The sequence below is a fragment of the Desulfofundulus thermobenzoicus genome (assembly GCF_009428905.1).
Lineage (GTDB): Bacteria > Bacillota > Desulfotomaculia > Desulfotomaculales > Desulfovirgulaceae > Desulfofundulus_A > Desulfofundulus_A thermobenzoicus.
In genome coordinates this window covers 34,933-54,662 of record NZ_WHYR01000017.1, presented here as the reverse complement: position 1 = coordinate 54,662, position 19,730 = coordinate 34,933, and the positions used below count along the sequence as shown (strand labels likewise).

Annotated in this window: 20 protein-coding genes and 1 riboswitch; of the genes, 15 read left to right on the top strand and 5 right to left on the bottom strand. The window is 56.7% G+C overall.

Going from position 1 to position 19,730, the window contains the following annotated elements:
* Positions 1 to 24 precede the first annotated feature (24 nt).
* The 8 genes from GFC01_RS08015 to GFC01_RS07980 are packed head-to-tail and all read left to right on the top strand — an operon-like array spanning position 25 to position 8,418.
* Positions 25 to 1,119: an NADH-quinone oxidoreductase subunit D gene (locus tag GFC01_RS08015; protein ID WP_152946112.1), complete on the top strand. Its 1,095-nt coding sequence runs from the start codon at positions 25 to 27 to the stop codon at positions 1,117 to 1,119.
* Positions 1,120 to 1,145: 26 nt separating this feature from the next.
* The gene (gene nuoH / locus GFC01_RS08010; RefSeq protein ID WP_152946111.1) at positions 1,146 to 2,198 is read left to right on the top strand and encodes an NADH-quinone oxidoreductase subunit NuoH; all 1,053 of its coding nucleotides are present in this window, start codon (positions 1,146 to 1,148) and stop codon (positions 2,196 to 2,198) included.
* A 4-nt stretch (positions 2,199 to 2,202) separates the two neighbouring features.
* A complete protein-coding gene (locus GFC01_RS08005; protein ID WP_152946110.1) occupies positions 2,203 to 2,703 on the top strand; it encodes a NuoI/complex I 23 kDa subunit family protein in 501 nt (166 codons plus the stop codon).
* Positions 2,703 to 3,224, top strand: coding sequence for an NADH-quinone oxidoreductase subunit J family protein (locus GFC01_RS08000; protein ID WP_152946109.1), 522 nt, complete (start codon positions 2,703 to 2,705; stop codon positions 3,222 to 3,224). Before GFC01_RS08005 ends, GFC01_RS08000 begins: the two co-directional genes overlap by 1 nt.
* On the top strand, positions 3,208 to 3,525 hold the full coding sequence (gene nuoK / locus GFC01_RS07995; protein WP_152946108.1) for an NADH-quinone oxidoreductase subunit NuoK: 318 nt from the start codon (positions 3,208 to 3,210) through the stop codon (positions 3,523 to 3,525). The genes GFC01_RS08000 and nuoK overlap by 17 nt, the downstream gene beginning before the upstream one ends.
* Positions 3,526 to 3,556: 31 nt before the next feature.
* On the top strand, positions 3,557 to 5,476 hold the full coding sequence (gene nuoL, locus GFC01_RS07990; protein WP_152946107.1) for an NADH-quinone oxidoreductase subunit L: 1,920 nt from the start codon (positions 3,557 to 3,559) through the stop codon (positions 5,474 to 5,476).
* The gene (locus tag GFC01_RS07985) at positions 5,477 to 6,997 is read left to right on the top strand and encodes a complex I subunit 4 family protein (RefSeq protein WP_152946106.1); all 1,521 of its coding nucleotides are present in this window, start codon (positions 5,477 to 5,479) and stop codon (positions 6,995 to 6,997) included.
* Positions 6,994 to 8,418, top strand: coding sequence for an NADH-quinone oxidoreductase subunit N (locus GFC01_RS07980; protein WP_152946105.1), 1,425 nt, complete (start codon positions 6,994 to 6,996; stop codon positions 8,416 to 8,418). Before GFC01_RS07985 ends, GFC01_RS07980 begins: the two co-directional genes overlap by 4 nt.
* Positions 8,419 to 8,530: 112 nt before the next feature.
* On the opposite strand, the gene GFC01_RS07975 is transcribed toward GFC01_RS07980, so the two are convergent.
* A complete protein-coding gene (locus GFC01_RS07975; RefSeq protein ID WP_243137345.1) occupies positions 8,531 to 9,256 on the bottom strand; it encodes a superoxide dismutase in 726 nt (241 codons plus the stop codon).
* Between the two features lie 395 nt (positions 9,257 to 9,651).
* On the opposite strand from GFC01_RS07975, the gene GFC01_RS07970 reads away from it, so the two are divergent.
* Together GFC01_RS07970 and GFC01_RS07965 are read left to right on the top strand one after the other, a co-directional pair.
* On the top strand, positions 9,652 to 10,098 hold the full coding sequence (locus GFC01_RS07970) for a C-GCAxxG-C-C family protein (RefSeq protein WP_152946104.1): 447 nt from the start codon (positions 9,652 to 9,654) through the stop codon (positions 10,096 to 10,098).
* 135 nt (positions 10,099 to 10,233) lie between these two features.
* A complete protein-coding gene (locus GFC01_RS07965) occupies positions 10,234 to 10,590 on the top strand; it encodes a YraN family protein (RefSeq protein WP_194174867.1) in 357 nt (118 codons plus the stop codon).
* Between the two features lie 91 nt (positions 10,591 to 10,681).
* A riboswitch (glycine riboswitch) is annotated at positions 10,682 to 10,786 on the top strand.
* A 136-nt stretch (positions 10,787 to 10,922) separates the two neighbouring features.
* Here GFC01_RS07965 and hepT read toward each other — a convergent pair.
* Together hepT and mntA are read right to left on the bottom strand one after the other, a co-directional pair.
* On the bottom strand, positions 10,923 to 11,351 hold the full coding sequence (gene hepT / locus GFC01_RS07960; RefSeq protein WP_152946102.1) for a type VII toxin-antitoxin system HepT family RNase toxin: 429 nt from the start codon (positions 11,349 to 11,351) through the stop codon (positions 10,923 to 10,925).
* A complete protein-coding gene (gene mntA, locus GFC01_RS07955; protein WP_152946101.1) occupies positions 11,338 to 11,817 on the bottom strand; it encodes a type VII toxin-antitoxin system MntA family adenylyltransferase antitoxin in 480 nt (159 codons plus the stop codon). Before mntA ends, hepT begins: the two co-directional genes overlap by 14 nt.
* A 541-nt stretch (positions 11,818 to 12,358) precedes the next feature.
* Between mntA and GFC01_RS07950 the strand changes: the two genes are divergently transcribed.
* Complete coding sequence (locus GFC01_RS07950; RefSeq protein ID WP_341473834.1) at positions 12,359 to 13,327, top strand: glycosyl hydrolase family 18 protein; 969 nt, start codon at positions 12,359 to 12,361, stop codon at positions 13,325 to 13,327.
* 62 nt (positions 13,328 to 13,389) lie between these two features.
* Here GFC01_RS07950 and GFC01_RS07945 read toward each other — a convergent pair whose 3' ends face one another.
* Both GFC01_RS07945 and GFC01_RS07940 read right to left on the bottom strand, forming a co-directional pair.
* Complete coding sequence (locus GFC01_RS07945) at positions 13,390 to 14,184, bottom strand: DUF5714 domain-containing protein (RefSeq protein WP_423244375.1); 795 nt, start codon at positions 14,182 to 14,184, stop codon at positions 13,390 to 13,392.
* Positions 14,185 to 14,266: 82 nt separating this feature from the next.
* Positions 14,267 to 14,872, bottom strand: coding sequence for a hypothetical protein (locus GFC01_RS07940; protein ID WP_152946099.1), 606 nt, complete (start codon positions 14,870 to 14,872; stop codon positions 14,267 to 14,269).
* A 278-nt stretch (positions 14,873 to 15,150) separates the two neighbouring features.
* Here GFC01_RS07940 and GFC01_RS07935 point away from each other — a divergent pair, with 278 nt between their 5' ends.
* The 4 genes from GFC01_RS07935 to GFC01_RS19350 all read left to right on the top strand — a co-directional run bounded on the left by GFC01_RS07935 (position 15,151) and on the right by GFC01_RS19350 (position 19,682).
* Complete coding sequence (locus GFC01_RS07935; protein ID WP_152946098.1) at positions 15,151 to 16,686, top strand: YifB family Mg chelatase-like AAA ATPase; 1,536 nt, start codon at positions 15,151 to 15,153, stop codon at positions 16,684 to 16,686.
* A 348-nt stretch (positions 16,687 to 17,034) separates the two neighbouring features.
* The gene (locus tag GFC01_RS07930) at positions 17,035 to 18,306 is read left to right on the top strand and encodes a double-cubane-cluster-containing anaerobic reductase (RefSeq protein ID WP_152946097.1); all 1,272 of its coding nucleotides are present in this window, start codon (positions 17,035 to 17,037) and stop codon (positions 18,304 to 18,306) included.
* 157 nt (positions 18,307 to 18,463) lie between these two features.
* Positions 18,464 to 19,240, top strand: a complete 777-nt coding sequence (locus GFC01_RS07925) for an acyl-CoA dehydratase activase (RefSeq protein WP_152946096.1) — start codon at positions 18,464 to 18,466, stop codon at positions 19,238 to 19,240.
* Positions 19,241 to 19,457: 217 nt separating this feature from the next.
* On the top strand, positions 19,458 to 19,682 hold the full coding sequence (locus tag GFC01_RS19350) for a DUF6485 family protein (RefSeq protein WP_423244374.1): 225 nt from the start codon (positions 19,458 to 19,460) through the stop codon (positions 19,680 to 19,682).
* The last annotated feature ends 48 nt before the right edge of the window (positions 19,683 to 19,730 follow it).

The following is a 19,730-nucleotide window of genomic DNA, read 5'->3' as shown; positions in this document are numbered from 1 at the left end:
TATCGGGTTTAAGAGGTGTGGTGCATGAAAACACAAACTTACGTCCTGAATATGGGACCCCAGCACCCCAGTACCCACGGCGTCTTCCGTATCATCCTGGAACTGGACGGCGAAGTGGTGGTCAAGGCCACCTCCGTGCCGGGTTACCTGCACCGGGGTATTGAAAAGCTGGCCGAGGCCAGGACCTACACCCAGGTGATTCCCTACACCGACCGGATGGATTACCTGGCTTCCATGTTGATGAACTGGGGTTATGTGGCGGCGGTGGAAAAGTTAATGGGCATAGAGGTACCCGAGCGGGCCGAGTATATCCGGGTGATTGTGGGCGAGCTGTCCCGGATAGCCAGCCACCTGGTGGCCATAGGCACCTACAGTATGGATATCGGTGGGGTTACCGGCGTCTTTTATCCCTTCAGGGAACGGGAGCGGATACTGGATCTGCTGGAGATGGTTTCCGGCTCGCGCATGACCTTCAGCTATTTCCGCATCGGCGGGGTGGCCGACGATTTGCCGCCGGAGTTCTTCCCGATGCTGGAACAGTTTTTGAGGGATTTCCCGTCCTGTTGCGATGAATATGACGGCCTGATCACCGGTAACGAGATATTCCAGGCCCGGACCAAATATGTGGGGATCATTGACCCGCAGACGGGTATCAATTACAGCCTCAGCGGTCCCACTTTGAGGGGCAGCGGTGTGCCCTACGATCTGCGCAAGGTGCGTCCCTACAGTGTTTACGACCGGTTTGATTTTGAAGTGCCCCTGGGTAAAAACGGCGACTGTTTCGACCGCTTTGTCTGCCGGATTAAGGAAATGCGCCAGTCGGTCCGGATTATCCGGCAGGCGGTGGAGGGACTGCCGGAAGGACCTATTCTGGCAAAAATACCTAAAGTGATCAAGCCCCCGGCCGGGGAAGCCTACGCGGAAATTGAGAGCTCCAAGGGTGTTTTCGGGGCTTATGTGGTCAGCGACGGCAGCCCCAAACCCTACCGGGTGCATTTCCGGCGGCCTTCCTTTATCAACCTGGGCTACCTGGGTGAACTGCTGGTGGGCTGGAAGATTGCCGATGTGATCGCCATCCTGGGCAGTATAGATATTGTGCTGGGCGAAGTGGATTGTTAAAAACATGGAGTTAGGGGAGAAGAGGCATGGGTGAAAATATTTTTACCGGTATAGCCGCGGGCTTGCGGGCCATCCTGGCCGATGCCGGCGTACCCCCCCTGGCCGGTGACTTTATTGTCATGCTGGTGAAGCTGGTGGCCGTCATTATCTTTGTCTCCCTCAATGTGATCTGGCTGGTGTACATGGAACGGAAAGTGTGCGCCTACATCCAGTGCCGCATTGGACCGAACCGGGTCGGCCCCAGGGGTTTGCTGCAGACCGTGGCCGACGTGGTGAAGTTGCTGGCCAAGGAGATTATCATCCCGCGGCGGGTGGATAAACTGGTCTTTCTGGCCGCCCCCCTCCTGGTCTTTGTTCCTCCCATGATGGCCTTTGCGGTCATTCCCTGGGGGGAGGGGATGGCTCCCATGGATATGAATATCGGTGTCTTTTACGTGCTGGCTGTGGGGTCCCTGTCCACCATCATCTTCTGGATGGGTGGCTGGTCTTCCTATAACAAATACTCCCTGGTGGGGGGTATGCGGGTGGTGGCCCAGATGGTCAGTTATGAGCTGCCCCTGGTGCTGGCCCTGCTGGGAGTAATCATGCTCACCGGCACCCTGAACATCAATGAGATTGTCAATGCCCAGAAGGGGTCCTGGTTTATCCTGGCTCAACCCCTGGCCTTTCTGATCTACTTCATTGCCGGAATTTCCGAGACCAACCGGACGCCCTTCGACCTGGTGGAAGGGGAATCGGAGATCATTGCCGGCCCTTATACCGAGTACGGCGGCATGGGTTATGCCATGTTCATGCTGGCGGAATACGGCGGTATGATGGTCATCTCCTGCATGGCCACCATCATGTTCCTGGGCGGCTGGCTGGCTCCCTTCGGCTGGACTTTCCTGCCCTCCTGGTTCTGGTTCTTCATCAAGGTTTACGCCCTGATTTTCGTCTTCATGTGGTTGCGCTGGACCTATCCCCGGATCCGGGTTGACCAGTTGATGGGCTTCGGCTGGAAGGTGCTGGTGCCCCTTTCCCTGGCCAACATTTTTATTACCGGGATAGGTATGTATATCTACCGGGCGATAGGGTGGTGATGAGATGTTTGGACAAGGATTGTTGAAGGGGTTGGCCATCACCTGGAAGGAACTTTTCACCAGGAAGGTGACCGTGCAGTATCCCGAGGAAAAGATACCCCTGCCGGCCCGTTACCACGGCCGCTTTCAACTGGATGTGGATAAATGCATTGCCTGCGGTCTGTGTGCCAATGCCTGCCCAAACAAAGTAATTCAGATCACCAAAGAAAAAGTGGGAAAAAAGCAGTATCTCACCAAATATGTCATGCGCATTGAGTACTGCCTGTTTTGCGGCCTGTGCGTGGAAGCATGTAACAAGGACGCCATTAAGTTCAGCCATGTAATCAATATGAACCAGTATTACCGGGGTAAAGTGCGCCTGGTGCTGGTGGACCGTCCTGCTCCGGAAGTGATTCCCGATGAGGAGCCGGCCGAAACCGCTGCCGGGAGCCCGGCGGCGGCCAAAGCCAGATCCGCCCGGGCGGAAGTGGCCGCCGGCAAGGCTCCCGGTAAGGAGGGTGAATGATGGACAGCAGTATCTGGATGGTTGCCGCCTTTTATCTCCTGGCCGCCACGGTCCTGGGATCGGCCCTCCTGGTGGTCATGCTGAAAAACATTGTCCACTCGGTCCTCTGGCTGGCGGTATGCTTTATAGCCATGGCCGGGTTGTTCCTGACCCTGGACGCCGACTTCCTGGCTGCGGTGCAGGTGCTGGTCTATGCCGGCGCGGTTTGCATCATGGTGGTCTTCGGTATCATGCTCATTCAGCGGGGCGATATGGGCAGCACCAACCTTTTCAACAGCCAGACCGTCGTGGCGGCTGGCGTGGTGGCCCTGGTAATTGTGGCCAGCGGCTATCTTTCCGCCACCACCCGGTGGGTGGGCCAGGTGGCGGCCGTACCGGAGAAAACAGTGGAGAACATTGCCGAATTGCTCCTGAGCAAATATGTCATACCCTTTGAAGTGGCGGCAATACTCCTGCTGGTGGCCCTGGTGGGTGCCCTGATTCTGGCCAAGGAGGTAAAGGCCGATGCTCACAACGATTAGTCTCACCCATTATATGGTTCTTTCGGCGCTGCTGTTCGGTATCGGCCTTTTTGGCGTACTGGCCAAAAAGAATGCCATAGCCGTGCTTATCTGCATTGAGTTGATGCTCAATGCGGTGAATATCAACCTGGTGGCCATCAGCAAATTTGTCACCCCCACCCTTTTCATCGGGCAGATCTTTGCCATCTTTGTGATCACGGTGGCTGCCGCCGAGGTGGGGGTCGGCCTGGCCATTATCATTGCCATCTACCGGAATAAGGTATCGGTCAACCTGGACGACTTTGACTGGCTCAAGTGGTAGGATTTCATGTAAAGGTAGGTGTTGAACGAAGATGGTAGAGTTTGCCATGCAGCACGCCTGGCTGGTGCCGTTCCTGCCCGCCCTGGCCTTCGTGATTATCGTCTTTTTCACCAGGCCCTGGCCCATGCTCAGTGCCTTAACGGCGGTGGCGGGAATAGTGGGGGCCTTTGTGGTCTCTGCCTTTGCCGCCTACGGCGTTTTTACCAGCCCGGAGTTTATGGAAAAACCCCTGGTCTACGCCGCCCGCTGGTTTTCCATGCCTGGTTTAAACATAGACGTGGGGGTGCAGCTGGATCCCGTTTCGGCCATGATGATTTTCATGGTCTCCATGGTGGCCTCCCTGATCTTTATTTACGCCATCGGCTACATGGAAGGGGATCCCGGCTTTTCCGTATTCTTCTCCTATGTATCCCTGTTTGCCGCCTCCATGCTCCTGCTGGCCATTTCCAGCAACCTGCTGGAAATGTTTGTGGCCTGGGAACTGGTGGGCCTCTGTTCCTACCTGCTGATTGGTTTCTACACCCATAAGATCTCGGCCCGGGAAGCGGCCAAGAAAGCCTTTGTCACCTGCCGGATTGCCGACTTCGGCCTTTTGCTGGGCCTGTTGTCCCTGCAGATCATCTTCGGGACATTGAACCTGGCCGAACTGGCGGAAAAGATTCCGCACTTTGAGCAGTATACCACCTTTGGTATGCTCAGTTTGATTGCGGTGCTGGTGTTCATCGGGCCCATCGGTAAGTCGGGCCAGTTTCCGCTGCACGTGTGGTTGCCCGACGCCATGGAGGGTCCCACCCCGGTCAGCGCCCTGATCCACGCCGCCACCATGGTGGTGGCCGGTGTCTACCTGGTGGCCCGGGTGATGTTCCTGTTCCATGAGGTGCCCAGCGCCATGGAACTGGTGGCCGTCACCGGCGGCTTTACGGCCCTCTTTGCCGCCACCATCGCCATCACCCAGCGGGAGATCAAGCGTATCCTGGCCTACTCCACCGTCAGCCAGATCGGCTACATGATGCTGGCCCTGGGGGTGGGCAGCATGTCCGCCGGTTTATTCCACATGTGGACCCACGCCTTCTTCAAGGCCCTCATGTTCATGGGCGCCGGCAGCGTACTGGTGGCCCTGCACCATAAGGCGGATATCTGGGAAATGGGCGGGCTGATCAAGAAAATGCCCATCACCGGCTGGACCTTTGTGGTCGGCGGCCTGGCCATTGCCGGCATTCCACCCTTTGCCGGTTTCTGGAGCAAGGATGAAATCCTGGCCCAAACCCTTTCCAGCGGTCACTACGTGCTCTTTGCCATGGCGGCCTTTACCGCCTTCCTGACCGCCTTTTATATGTGGCGTTTGATTTTCCTTACTTTCTTCGGCGAAGAAAATCCGGAAAACCATCCCCAGGAGTCGCCCCCGGTGATGACCGTGCCGCTGATTATCCTGGCTGTTCTTTCCGCAGTGGGCGGCCTGGTGGGCACCCCCTGGGCCAATGTATGGAGCCAGTGGATTTTCTTCGGCCATCCCCACCACGGCGAACCCAACTACTGGGTGATGATCGGCTCCATCGTGCTGGCCGTGCTGGGCATTTACCTCGCCTACCAGCTTTACTATGTGGATAAAGCAAAGGTTAAAGCGAAGGAACTGTCCCGGCGTTTCCACGGCCTTTACACCCTGCTTTACAACAAGTATTACATTGACGAAATTTACCTCTGGTTCAACCATACCATCATTGACGGCGCGGCCAAACTGTTCTACCTCTTCGATATCTATGTGGTGGACGGCATTATCGTCAACGGTCTGGGCCACCTGACCTGCCTCTTCGGCGAGGGTTTGCGGGTGACCAATACGGGCCGGCTGCAGAACTACGCCCTGGTTTTCTTCCTGGGAGTGCTGGCCGTGGTCATTGCCCTGGCCTTCACCGGTCCTTCGGCCGCCGGCCTGATCATGGGGGGTGTGAAATAAATGGACGGCTTCCCCGTATTGCTAACCATTCTGCTGGCTCCGGTGGCGGCGGCGGTGATCCTCACCTTCATTCCCCGGGAGGAGCATTTGCTGATCAAATGCATCGCCGCCGTGGGCACCTTTATCTCCATGGCCCTGTCCCTGTTTGTGTACTTTGCCTATGACCAGTCCGCCGGGGGGCTGCAGTTTGTACAGCAAATACCCTGGATTGAGGACCTGGGGGTAACCTTCTTCCTGGGCGTGGACGGCTTGAGCCTGCCCATGCTGCTGCTGACCAACCTCATTGGTTTTTCGGCGGTGTTTTCCTCCTGGAACGTGAATCACCGGCCGCGGGACTTCTTCATCCTGCTGCTGCTGCTGATTACCGGTGTGATGGGCACCTTCATCGCCCAGGACCTGTTCATCTTCCTGCTTTTCTACGAAGTGGTGGTCATCCCCATTTACATCCTGGTGATCATCTGGGGCAGCACCAAACGGGTGACCAAGGAATACGCCGGTATGAAGCTGACCATCTACCTCCTGATCGGTTCGGCCTTCCTGCTGGTGGGTGTGATTGCCCTGTTCATGAAGACGGTGGCCATCAACGGGGCGCCGGACATGAGTTTCACCGGCCTGGCTCAGGCTGCCCGGGGCTTGAGTGATTTCGACCAGAAATGGCTCTTTGCCCTGATGCTTTTCGGTTTCGGCTCGCTGCTTTCCATGTGGCCCTTCCACTCCTGGTCGCCCGACGGTTACGCCGGCGCTCCCACGGCGGTGAGTATGATTCACGCCGGTGTATTGAAGAAAATCGGCGGTTACGGCTTGATCCGCATCGCCCTCTTTGTTCTCCCGGTGGGGGCCAAGTTCTGGGCACCGGTCATTGCCGTGCTGGGTGTGGCCGGAGTGGCCTATGCAGCCATGGCCGCCCTGGCCCAGAAGGACTTAAAATACATCGTTGGTTATTCCTCCGTCAGTCATATGGGCTACGTGCTCCTGGCCGTGGCTTCCCTGAACGTCATCGGACTCAACGGGGCGGTGGCCAATATGTTTGGCCACGGGGTGATGGCGGCCCTGTTCTTCTCCACCATCGGCTTTATCTACGAGAAGACCCACACCCGGTGGATTCCCGACATGGGCGGCCTGGCCCGGCAGGTGCCCCGCATTGCCGTGGCCTTCATGCTGGCGGCCCTGGCCTCCCTGGGATTGCCGGGGCTGGTGAGCTTTGTTCCGGAGTTCACCATTTTCGTAGCCTCCTTCCAGGTATACGGCGGTCTGGCCGTGGTGGCCATCGCCGGGATCATCATCACCGCCCTGTATGCCCTGCGGGCCGGCGCCAACACCCTGTTTGGACCGCCGCGGTCTGAATACGATCACCTGCAGGATATCAAGGGTCCCGAACTGGTGCCCCTGGCCGTGCTGGGCACCGTGCTGGTGGTGGGCGGCCTGCTCCCCTTCCTGCTCTTCGATATGGTCAACAGCGGTGTTGCACCGCTGATGGCCCAGATCAGCGGCGCGCTCCAGTTAGGGGGGATTTCTAAATGAATGTGGATCTTTCCTTGCTGATACCGGAAATAGCCCTTTCCATCCTGGGCCTGGGGGTGCTCATTCTGGGCCTGATCATTCCCAAAGAATCCCGCCACGGCCTGGGCTGGGTGACGGCCCTGGGCCTTCTGGGAGTGCTGGGGCTGACCATTTCCGGCTGGAACAATCAGGGCTCCCTTTACGAGGGCATGTTTGTGGTGGACCAGTACGCCATCTTCTTCAAGATTACCTTCCTGACGGCGGCCTTTCTGGTGGTTCTGGGCTCCATGCGCTTTGTGGATGACATGGGCGACCAGAGCGAGTATTACAGCATGCTCCTCTTCGCCACCCTGGGCATGATGGTGCTGGCATCGGCCGGTGACTTCATCACCCTCTACCTGGGGCTGGAGTTGATGACCATCGCTTTTATCGTGCTGGTTTGCTTTAAACGCACGGAAAGCAAATCGGTGGAGGCGGGCATCAAGTATATCTTGCTGGCGGGGATGTCTTCGGCGGTGCTCCTTTACGGCTTGAGCCTGGTTTACGCCGTTACCGGGTCCGTGACCATTTCCGAGGTGGGCCAGGCCGTGGCCGTGAATCCCGTGCCGGCGCTCATCCTCGGGCTGGCCATGCTGGTGGCCGGGCTGGGCTTTAAGATTTCAGCCGTGCCCTTCCACATGTGGACGCCCGACGTTTACGAAGGGGCGCCCACCCCGGTGACTTCCTACCTGGCCGTGGGTTCCAAGGCCGCTTCCTTTGCCATCCTGCTGCGGGTCTTTGTGACCGCCCTGCCCGGTGTTTGGGCCCACTGGACCATGCTGGTGGCGGTACTGTCGGCCATCACCATCATTGTGGGCAACCTGGTGGCCATTCCGCAGACCAACATCAAGCGGCTGCTGGCCTACTCCAGTATCGCCCAGGCCGGCTATATCCTGGTGGGTCTGGTCACCGCCAGCGAATCGGGGATCAAGGGCGTCATGTTCTACGCCTTCCTCTACGTCTTTGCCACCATCGGCGCCTTTACCGTGGCCACCTACTTCTACAATGTCACCGGCAGTGACGAGATCCGGGACTATGCGGGCTTGAGCCAGCGCTCGCCATTGATGGCGGCGGTGATGGTCATTTCCATGCTTTCCATGGCCGGCATCCCGCCCCTGGCGGGCTTTGTGGGCAAGTTCTACCTCTTCAAGACCATTGTGGACAACTACCTGTGGCTGGCCTTCATCGGCCTGATCATGAGCATGGTCTCGGTTTACTACTACCTGCGGGTGGCCCTGGTCATGTACCGGGATGAGCCCCTGGACGGTTCACCCATCCATGTGAGCGCCCCGGTGGCCGTCACCCTCATCGTGGCCATGATTGCCACCTTGATCATCGGTATCTACCCCGGCCCGCTGTCGGAAGTGATCAATACGGCCGCCCATTCGTTCTTTATGCATTGAGAATGCGGGTATAAAAAAAGAGGCGGTCCCCGCTGTTCGGGGGGCCGTCTTTTTTATCTTCATTTTCGCGTCAGCAAAGCCGTTACTCCTATGGATACTGGCCCAGTCACCGTCAGTGTTTCAAAGCGTGCAAGCGGGCCTCAACCGCCGCCCAGTCGATATTCTGGAAAAAGGCTTCAATGTAGCCCTTACGGTCGGTGCCGTAGTCCATGTAGTAGGCGTGCTCGTAAACATCCATCACCAGAAGGGGAATCATATGGACCACCAGCCCTGCGTTGTGGGCGTCCATGGAATAGTTGTGTAAAAAACCGTCGTCCGGATCAAAGGACAGGGTGGCCCAGCCCCGTACGGCCAGGCCGGAGGCTTTGAAATCCGTTTCCCAGGCTTCATAGGAGCCGAAGCTGCGCACAATGAAATCGTAAAGGTCTTGAGCGGGCCGCCCGCCCGGACCGCCCAGGTTGCCGAAATACAGTTCGTGCAGTTTGGCTCCGTTGGTGGCATAACTTTCCTCCACCTTTAACGCCCGCAGGGGACTGTAGGTGGCGTTGGCCGTGGCCCGGTCCACCGTACGTAAAAGGGAACGGATTTCATTGGTTTTGTGCACATATCCCTGGTAAAGCTTATAGTGCTCCTGCATGTTCCGGGCGGAGATGCCCCGCAAACGCAGCAGTTCCGGGGGCAGGGGTCTGGCGGTGACGGGGGTATAGGCTCCCTGATTGCCGGTGTATTGCCCGGGGAAATAAACCATATCCACCGGATAGTTCCGGTAGGTGGTACCCGACGGGATCTTACTTTCCCCCGGTCCCTTATGGGTATAACGTCCGGTGGGCATATCCATCTGTACAACTCTCCCTTAAAAAAATTCCGCAGTGTGTCAGGGGACGGTTCTTCAGGTGTGTCAGGGGACGGTGTGTCAGGGGACGGTTCTTTGACACATTTGCAGTTGTGTCAGGTGTGTCAGGGGACGGTTCCTTGACACGGGCTGCTTAAAGAGAACGCATCCGGTAACGCTGATCCGGGAATCATCCTCCGGCTCAAAAAGATTCGCATGCTTTACGGTGGGAACGGATGCTCCCATGGGGAACTCCCATTTCTGCTGTGGTATATTATATGCCTTTATCTTTCCGGATTCTTCCTGTCCATGTGCCGGTGAATAATTTATTAATCCGGAAAGGGAAAAGAAAATATCCTGGAGAATTTTAATGATTACCTTACAGGAATGGAGTGATTGAAATGGCGGAAAACCTGGCCCTGGAAGCCAGAAATAAAGCGGGGAACTATTTCCGGGAGGGCTACAACTGCGCCGAGTCCATTTTTCTAACCTTCCGGGAAATGGCGGTTCCCGGGGTGGAGCGGGATCTGGTGCGCCTGACCACCGGCCTGGGCGGCGGATTGGGACACGCCGGTTGTATGTGCGGGGCGCTGACGGCATCGGCCATGATCCTGGGTCTTTTAACCGGCCGTACGGATCACCAGGGGGACCGTTACCGGACTTATGACCTGACCAGGGGTTTTCACGACCGCTTTGAGGAAAAGTTCGGGGCTACCTGCTGCCGCTCCCTGAATCCTCATCCCTTCGACACCCCGGAGCACCTGCGCAACTGCCTGAAGATTACCGGCAACACGGCCAAAATGCTCATGGAATACCTGCAGGAGAAGAAGCTGATTCCCGCCGGATAGGATTTGCCAATTTGCCTGCATTTGCCGGCCTGCTTTGTTGTCCCGTTGTCAGTGAGGACCACCCTGCGACCAATGGTTCATTGCCGGTAAAATGATGTGATTTAATCCCGTCCGTTAGGGGTGATTGTATTGACCATGCACCGGAAAACCCTGGGCCGCAGGGGAGAAGACGATGCTTCCCGTTACCTGGTTTCCAAGGGCTACCGGTTGGTTCAGCGCAATTTTCGCTGCCCGGCGGGAGAAATAGATATTATCGCCCTGGATGGCCGCACAATGGTCTTTGTGGAAGTGCGCTGCCGCAGCACGGACAGCTTCGGCCTGCCCCAGGAAAGCGTGGGCCGGCAAAAACAGGCCAAATTGCGCCTGGCGGCCCGCCACTACCTGGCGGCCGCCGGCGGGCACATAGGACCGCTGCGTTTCGACGTGCTGGCCTTGAAATACGGCCCCGGGCAGCGTCTGGAGCGCTTGGAACACATCCGGAACGCCTTTTAACCGGGCAGCAATAAGGTAATAAACCGGATGCATTAAGTTATTTGTGAGAATACCCGTTGCCGTTAAAACATATAGTAGAGGTGGAGCAGCTGGACGGACCTCTGGAGAGCTTCCTCCCCCGGGAGGAACACCGACGGGGCAAGTTTTCCGGAAAAAGGGAAATGAAACTCTCAGGTTCCAGGACAGAGGAGATGGTTTTATTTACTATTTCCCCTGTCCCTGTTTTTTTTAAGAGGAAGTGACGTTTTTCATGCTCAGCCCTGCAAGTTGGGCATCAACCGTTAAGGCAAACTTGCCGCTCCCTTTGTCCGAGTTCCCTGCCGCGGGGTTGTTTAATGGTTGGATGGTAAAAAATGGGTAACTATTGCCTGGATAAATGTTCTAAAGTCATTAAGGCCGGTTTGCAGGATTTTGTATACCTCCCGGTTATCTACTTCATGGTAAAGATGGACTACCCGGTTGCGGAAACGGGCCATGCGGAAAAAAACGGGTAATTGTTCCGCAGGTAAAATACCATGTTCACCTAAAATACGCAGGGCATCAACATAGTTTTCCGGCGGCCGGTAGCGCTGGCGGGCGATAATATGATTGGCTATATCCAGCATGGCTTCAATGCATGTTTGAAGATAATATTTGGCAGCTCCGGTGAATATACCGTTTCCCAGGAAATCCCTTTCGGGTGTTTTCTGCAGCCATTCCAGGTGAGAAAGACCGTTTTCAATGTAGGCCAGTTTGGACATTAAAATGTTACGATCCACCATTGAAATAGGCCTCCTGCAGTGCTTTGCGGTATTCCCGGTAATACCGGTTAAGGTCAATCTGGTAATCGCCGTAAAGCCGGTATGTATTCTCTAAAAAATCACTTGCGGCGGTGCCGTCCCCCTCATAAATAATCACTCCCTGGGATACGGCCCGGTAACGCAGTGCTAAGGCGGCGCGGTTTAGATTGACCAGATCTATATCGTCTCTACCCAGAATTAAAGCAATATCTGCTTCCAGGGTCAGTTCCCGGTTTAGATCCGGGAGGGATTGGGGTGAAAACACGATACCCAGGTCAATGTCACTGTAGTTGTGCTGATAGCCGGTACCAAAGGATCCAAAAAGGTAAACGGCAACAATGTCCTTTTGCCCGGATAAGTAATCTTGCAACTTTTTTAAACGGTTTTGAGGAAGCTTTTTTAATCTACTATCCAGGGCTAGCCCGGTTTTATTTGTTATCTGACCCAATGGCCTTTCCCCCTTTTGTTGTACGAAATCCGGTGATTAAACTTTAACATGTGCCTGGTATGAGATGGCGGTAGAGGGGAAAAAACTGGTGGGCAGCGCCTAGGTCCGCCAGCATGATACCATCCTGCAGCACGGCTCAATACTGCTCAGCCTGGATGAGGAAAAATTGTTTGCCGTCCTTTCCTTTCCCTCGGAGGCTGTGCGCCGGCGGGCGAAAAACCTGTTTTCAGCAAAGGCCACGGCCCTGGACCGGGTTCTGCCGGCAGCCCCCGGCTATAACAGGTCTGGCGGGCCGTAGCCCGTGGTTTTGCCGAGTCCTTCAACATAGAGCTGGTGCCGTCTTCACTGACCGGGCCGGAAAAGGTCACCGCCCGCAGGCTGGCGGCTGAAAAATACAGTGCCCGGGGCTGGTAGAGTTTGCACTCCATATTGACAGGGCAGCTAATGAGTGGTACCGGTTATTAACTTTTCATCCAATGTCACTGTTCAATACCTGCGGCCATAACATATGGTAAAAACATGAAAGTCCGGAGGGTTTTCCGTGAACAGATGGCGTTATCCGGGATCATTCGAAAACAACTGGTATTATGTCACCGATCCCCCGGGTTTTACCGGCCTGCAGGCACACGGACGGCAGATTACCTTTCTCATTCCCTTCTGGTACGGGGTTACCCGGGAAGGCGGGCTGGCCGATCAATCCGATCCCCGTTCTTTAAACTTGATTCGCCGGTTAAACCTGCCCGTACTGGCCATTATTCACAACTACGCCAGCCCGCAGTACCGTTCACTGATTCATGTGCTGCTGACCGATGACGAGCTTCGCCGGACGCTGATTAACAGCATTGCCGATATGCTCCGGCGCACCGGGTATGCGGGTATAAACATTGACTTTGAATTTGTTCCGCCGGAAGACCGGCCCTTTCTAACCCGTTTTATGACCGATCTTTACCGGGTATTGAAGCCGGAAGGATTTCTAACAACCATTTCCGTCCCTGCCGAACTGGAAGACAATCCCCGCCATCCCTTTTCCGGCGCCTTCAGCTATCCGCAGCTGGGTGCGGTTAGCGACCAGGTATACCTGCTGGCCTATGATGAACATTTTGCCACCCCGGGGCCAGTGGCTTCCATTGGTTTTGTCCAGCGGGTTTTAACCTATGCCCTGACGGTGATCCCCCGGGAAAAAATCCGCCTGGGTATGGCTGTTTACGGCTACGACTGGGCTGAAGAGGCTCCTCTGCCCGAAACCCTCTCCTATCAACAGGCTGTGGACCGGGCTGCCGAACACGGTGTTTCTCCGGTCTATGATCAGCAGGCCCAGGAATGGACCTATACCTACCGGGAAGACGGCGTGGGCCATACTGTGTGGTTTGAGGATGCCCGGAGCTTTGCCGCCAAAATGGCCCTGGTGCGGCGGGAAAAACTGCCGGGGATCGGTGTCTGGCGTCTGGGTTTGGAAGATCCCCGGATCTGGGCATTGATCCATAGGCGTAAGATCTTTTGGAAAACGTGATATTTACACCCACCGGCAACAGCCTGTCCTAAAATTATATTTTTGCTTGCATAGCACGACTTTTATCCGTCCACGTTTTTCAGCCCGGGGTAGTAACTGCATTTATCCTGCCGGCAGCCGTGGGGATGGCGGTGGCCATCCCGACAAACAGGTTCCACCGAATGGGGAAGAGAGATCTGCAAATATTCCCCGGCCAGCTGAGAACTCACGGCCAATGCCTTACGCACAAAATTTTTGCAACAACAGGGGCCGGTTTCGTTGGCGATGGCTTCTATCACCCGGGAAACAACATGCATGGTGGAGGCGGTCTCCCGGTCCTTCGGACAGGCGGCGTCCAGAATAACACTGAAGGTAGCCCCCACGCCTATGGCCACGCCGCAAACGCCGGTCAGGCCGCAAAAGGCCCCAATGGCTTGCCTTTGAGTCCGGCGCACGGCCTCCGTAATTTGTTCGTTCGTTATCTTTATCTGGCCATGATTTTTAATGGCCGCCATAAGAGCAGCGGCAGTTACCCAGGCGTGTTCACATCCCAGCATGGGGATGGGGGCTATTCCCATTATTTCCTCCGCTATCGCCAGGGGATCGGCGCTTTTTGAGGATAGGGCCAGGTTTAAAACAACGTCAAAGCTTCCTTTACCGTGGCATTCTTCGCAAACGTAATGGCCTCCGGGACAATGAACGTTTCCCGTCTCTTCTTTCCCACAAACACTGCAGGAAAAAGGTCTTCCCCGGGTCAGGTATTGCAGCGGCCGGCCACAAATAGCGCAGTTTTCAGTGTGGGGTTCTTGCGGGCGCTGACCAGCGTCCCCCGGTGTTTCTCAACAACTGCCGTTTCCCTGTCGCCGCAAGTCCGGCATAAAATCATCTCCCCCCGCCGGGCATCTGAATTAACATATCTTTCGTGAGGAAGGTAGCTTTTTCCTGCTTTTTGCTTCCTTTTTATTTCAACTGTTCCCTGAACCAGCGGTGAATATCATCCAGGGCCGGCGGTGATACATAGAATACATGCACATCGGGAGGGAACTGGACCCCGTGATCTTCCCGGATAAAAAGCGCTCCGGTTTCGCCTTCCCCCAGGGTTTGCTCGATCTGCCGGGAGATGTGGGCAAATCTTTTTTCGCTGGCCTCCCGGTAAAATTTACTGATGGTATCGAAAGTTTTCTGGCTCATGACCACCTGCAGGCAGTTGCCCCAGTCCATGGCTTCAGTGAACAATTCCATATCTTCCGTAGCCTGCAGGCTGGCCCCCCGGTCGCATTTTTCCTTGATGATCTGGTAGCTTTTCTCATGGAACTTCTGAATCAGGCTCAACCCCGTATCCCCGCCCACGGCCAGGGATTCGTGGTAGATCTTTTTGATGGCCCCCATTTTACTCTCCAGGCTGTTCAATTGCTGTTCCACCTGCTGCCAGTAGCTGTTGACCTTTTGCTGGAAATCCTCCGGGACCTCCTTGGGAACATAAAGCAAAGGGACGAGATAAAGTTTCCTGCCCGCCCGGTATTGATCTGTGGCGGGTTTTTCAATTTTGCCCAGCACTTCAGACATAAAAGTTGCCTCCTTATTATAGCCGTCATTATAGCCGTCAGTCGTCAGACACCGGTCGCCGGGTTAAACAAGTTAATGACCAGTACCCGGTACCGGTTAACTTATTGGAAAGCCTGCCTATTTACGAAGTATAACATATTCCCCTGCTTTTTGCCATTCGTAAAATGGTCCATCTCCTTCCGGCGGTAAAAAGTTCCTGTATCAGGGAGGAAACCCGTTGCATTCAGACGAAAAATTTAAAACAACCCAATCCCCACTTTTTCCGGAGGATATGAACGATGCTGGCTATGGTGAAAAGTGTCGCCCTTAACGGGCTGGACGGGCAGGTGGTGCGGGTGGAGGTGGATGTATCCAACGGCCTGCCTGCTTTCGACCTGGTGGGGCTGCCCGGTGCGGCCTGCCGGGAGTCCCGGGACCGGGTGCGCTCGGCCATGAAGAATTCCGGCTTTGAGTTTCCCGCCAGGCGGATCACGGTAAACCTGGCCCCGGCGGACCTGCGCAAGGAAGGCCCTGTATACGACCTGCCCATTGCGGTGGGTATTCTCACGGCCACCGGGCAACTGGAACAATCCATGGTGGACCGCTTTGTATTTCTGGGTGAGCTGTCCCTGAACGGCCAGTTGCGGGAAGTGACCGGGGTGTTGCCCAATGTGCTGGTGGCCCGGGAACAGGGTTTCCGGGCGGTGGTGGTGCCCCGGGATAATGCCGCCGAGGCGGCGCTGGTGCGGGATATGCAGGTTTACCCGGTGGAAAGCCTGGGGCAGCTGAGCCGTTTTATGCGCGGGGAAGAAGAGATAACGCCCTTTGCGGTGGATGAACATACATTGCTCCATTCCTGTGGGGAAGCCATGCCTGATATGGCCGACGTACGCGGCCAGGCGGCCGCCCGCCGGGCACTGGAGGTGGCGGCGGCCGGGGGGCACAATGTGCTGATGGTGGGCACCCCCGGGTCGGGCAAGACCATGCTGGCCCGCCGCCTGCCGGGTATCCTGCCCGACCTCACATTCGAGGAAGCCCTGGAGATTACCAAGATTTACAGCCTGGCCGGTTTGTTGAAACCGGGCTCGCCCCTGGTGACCAAAAGGCCCTTTCGTTCCCCCCATCATAGCGCTTCGGCTGTCGGTCTGGTGGGAGGGGGACGCTATCCCCGTCCCGGGGAAATCAGCCTGGCCCACCACGGCATTCTTTTCCTTGACGAATTGCCCGAATTTCACCGGGATGTGCTGGAGGCGCTGCGGCAGCCCCTGGAAGACGGGGTGGTGACCATTTCCCGGGTCAGCGGTGCGGTGACCTACCCGGCCGGTCTGATGCTGGTGGCCGCCTCCAACCCGTGCCCCTGCGGCTACCTGGGGGATCCGGTGCGGCAGTGCACCTGCACGCCTTACCAGATCCAGCGCTACCTGGGGCGCATATCCGGCCCGCTTTTAGATCGCATCGACATTCACCTGGAGGTGCCCCGGGTGGATTATGAAGAACTGGCTGCCCGGGAACCGGGGGAATCCTCGGCGGAAATAAAAAAGCGGGTGCAGAGGGCCCGGGAGGTCCAGCGCCGCCGCTTTGGCTCTTCCGGTGTTGCCTGCAACGCCCGCATGACCCCGGCCCAGGTGCGCCGTTACTGCACCCTGAGCCGGGAGGCCCGGTCGTTGCTCTCGTCCTTTTTCCGGCAGATGCATTTAAGCGCCCGCTCCCACGACCGGGTGCTGAAAACGGCCCGCACCATTGCCGACCTGGCCGGCAGCGATGTCATTGAAGCCGCCCACCTGGCCGAGGCGGTGCAGTACCGCAGCCTGGAGGGACGGTACTGGCCGGGGTAGTGGGGGATAATGGGCAGCTCAAAAGCAGCAAAGTCAAAAAACGTCCGGGAGAATTTAAATTGCGGGTTGATGAACGGCGGGTATTTTTCCCCCGGCGGTATGCCGTGGGTGAGGGGGAAATCATCGCTTTAAGATTCCGGGAACATACCTGCCACCGGTAACATTGTTCTTTTCCGGCGGTCTATGCAGGCCGCTTTTTCTTTTTTAAAGCCGATTAATCGTCTTTATTATCAAAAGCCTGCCCATAAAGAAAATGTATTCGTCTAATAAAGGAATCTTCTTGTCTGTTGTGGAATCGTAGTTAAACTAACTTCTTTGATATCTGAACCTGCTAAGGAGGTCTATTTTATGACCGATTACCGCCAGATGTGGTCCGACCTGGGTATGGACCTGGAAAAGCATGACCAGCTGACGGGTGCGCTGCCCCTGGTCTATGAAACAGTTTACCTGAAGCAGCCCAACCGTCCCCGGGCCATGGAATACTTTGACCTGGTGGTGGCCGAAATCCACAGCCTGCGCATTGCCGAACTGGTGGAGCACCGCCGGCGGGGAGGCAAGGTCTGCGGCGCCTTCTGTGTCTTTGTACCCGTAGAGATCATCAGGGCCGCCGGGGCCATTGCCGTAGGTCTCTGCGGCGGCTCCCAGTTCTGGATTCCCGACGGGGAAAAGGTTTTGCCCCGCAACCTCTGCCCGCTGATCAAGGCTTCGGTGGGAGCGCGTTTGAGCGGTACCTGCCCCTATTTCCAGTCCTGCGACCTATTAATTGGGGAAACCACCTGCGATGGCAAGAAAAAGGCCTGGGAAGTATTGAACAACTTTGCTCCCGTTTATGTTATGGACCTGCCCCAGATGAAGCGCCCCCGGGATCTGGTCGCCTGGAGGGAAGAGGTGGGCCTGTTCCTGGATAAAATGGAAGAACTGACCGGCCGCCGGGTAACGCCGGAGCGGCTGGCAGAGGAAATACAACTGCAGAACCGGCTGCGCCGGACCCTGGAGCGCCTGTACGCCGCCAGGAAGGCCGATCCGGTCCCCGTAAGCGGTAAGGATGTCCTGCTGGTCACCCAGGTCAGTTTCTATGACGATCCCCGGCGCTTCATCGAAAAGACGGAGGCTCTGGCCGCAGAAGCCGAAGCACGTATTGCCGCCGGGGAAGGGGTATTTTCCCCCGGGGCGCCCCGCATTCTGGTCACCGGCACCCCCATGGCCATCCCCAACTGGAAGCTGCATCATATCATCGAGACGGCCGGGGCGGCGGTGGTTTGCGAAGAAACCTGTACCGGCACCCGTTTCTTTGAACACCAGGTGGATGAAGCGGGCCGGACACTGGATGAGCAGTTACAGGCCCTGGCCGAACGTTACCTGAAAATAAACTGCTCCTGTTTTACTCCCAACCCCGGCCGCATTGAGGATATCCTGCGCCTGGTGAAAGAGTACCGGGCCGACGGGGTTATTTACTACAACCTGCAGTTCTGCCACGGTTATGCCGTAGAGTATTATGCCGTGGAGAAGGCGCTGAAAGAGCGGGGTATACCGGTGCTGAAGGTGGAAACCGACTACAGTGAAGAGGATACGGGTCAGCTGCGCACCCGGGTGGAAGCTTTTCTGGAGATGCTGCGCTAACACCATAGAACCACCGGTTCCTGCGTATGGACAAGCCCGCAGGAGGAATTGTTCCGCGCCCGGGTTAAAACTTGTGGCAGCAAACCCGGCAGGCAAGCCGGTTTCAGTATTTAAAAGATGTTCTGATTTTCTGCACCTGGGAAAGGACGAAGTGTCTATGGACTTTTTGGGAATTGACATTGGTTCCAGAACCATTGCCACTGTTGTTTTGGATGACAAAGGAACCATCAGGACCGCCGCGATCATGGACAGTGGCCCCCGACCCCTGGAGCGGGCACGGGAAATGGTTGGGGATGTGCATTCTTTCCGGCAGGCGGTGGCCACGGGTTACGGCCGTCACGGCGCCCGGGCCGGTTTCGCCACCGGTTTAATTACCGAGATCAAAGCCCATGCCCTGGGTGCCCGTCACCTGTTTCCCTCCTGCCGTACCGTCCTGGACATTGGCGGTCAGGACAGCAAAGTAATCCGGTTGGACGAACGGGGCCGGGTGGAAGATTTCATCATGAACGACCGTTGTGCCGCCGGTACGGGCAAATTTCTGGAAGTAATGGCCCGGGGGCTGGGGTTGTCCCTGAAGGAAATAGTGGCCGCCGCCTCCACCAGCGGCCAGGAACTGACCCTGAACAGTATGTGCACCGTTTTTGCCGAGTCGGAGGTGGTGTCCCTTCTAGCCGCCGGTAAGCCCGTAGGGGCAGTGGCCCGGGCCGTGCTCAATTCCATCTGCGACCGCACCCAAAACCTGCTGGCCCGTGCGGGCATTGAGCCGCCGGTGGTCTTCACCGGCGGTGTGGCTGCCGTTCCCGGTTTGCCTGCCTATTTTTCCCGGAGAATGGGCCTTAAGCGCATGGGACTGCCGGACCTGCAGGTGCCGGACAATCCCCAGCTGGTGGGTGCCCTGGGGGCGGCACTGTTTGGGATGACAATGCCGGAGTGATTTTTAGCGTCTGCCGGGTTGATTCCGGCAGATATTTTGTTTGCGGGGGGACACGGCAACTCCGACCCGGTAACGGGCGTCAGAGAAGCCCGGAATGGGATTGCCAGGCATTGCGAGATGGAGTAATATAATAGGGGAGTTGTCCCCGGGAAGCCCACAATCTTTCCGGTCCGCGGATGGATTAATAAGTTAGTATATCCGGTTTGTAGGGGGATGGATGAGGATGGATTGTCATGTGGAAAAAAATAAGGCGCAGTGCACCTGCACCTACGAGCCATGTCCCCGGAAAGGTAAATGCTGTGAATGTATTGCTTACCATCGCCGGCACCAGGAACTGCCCGGTTGCCTTTTCCCGCCGGAGGTGGAAAAAACCTATGACCGGTCCCTCAGCCGGTTCCTGGAGGCATATGGCAGCCGGTGTCAGGGATCATTACCTGGCTGAACCGGTTGGGCAGACCCTTACTTTTTCGCCAACCGGTTCTTGTCCGGC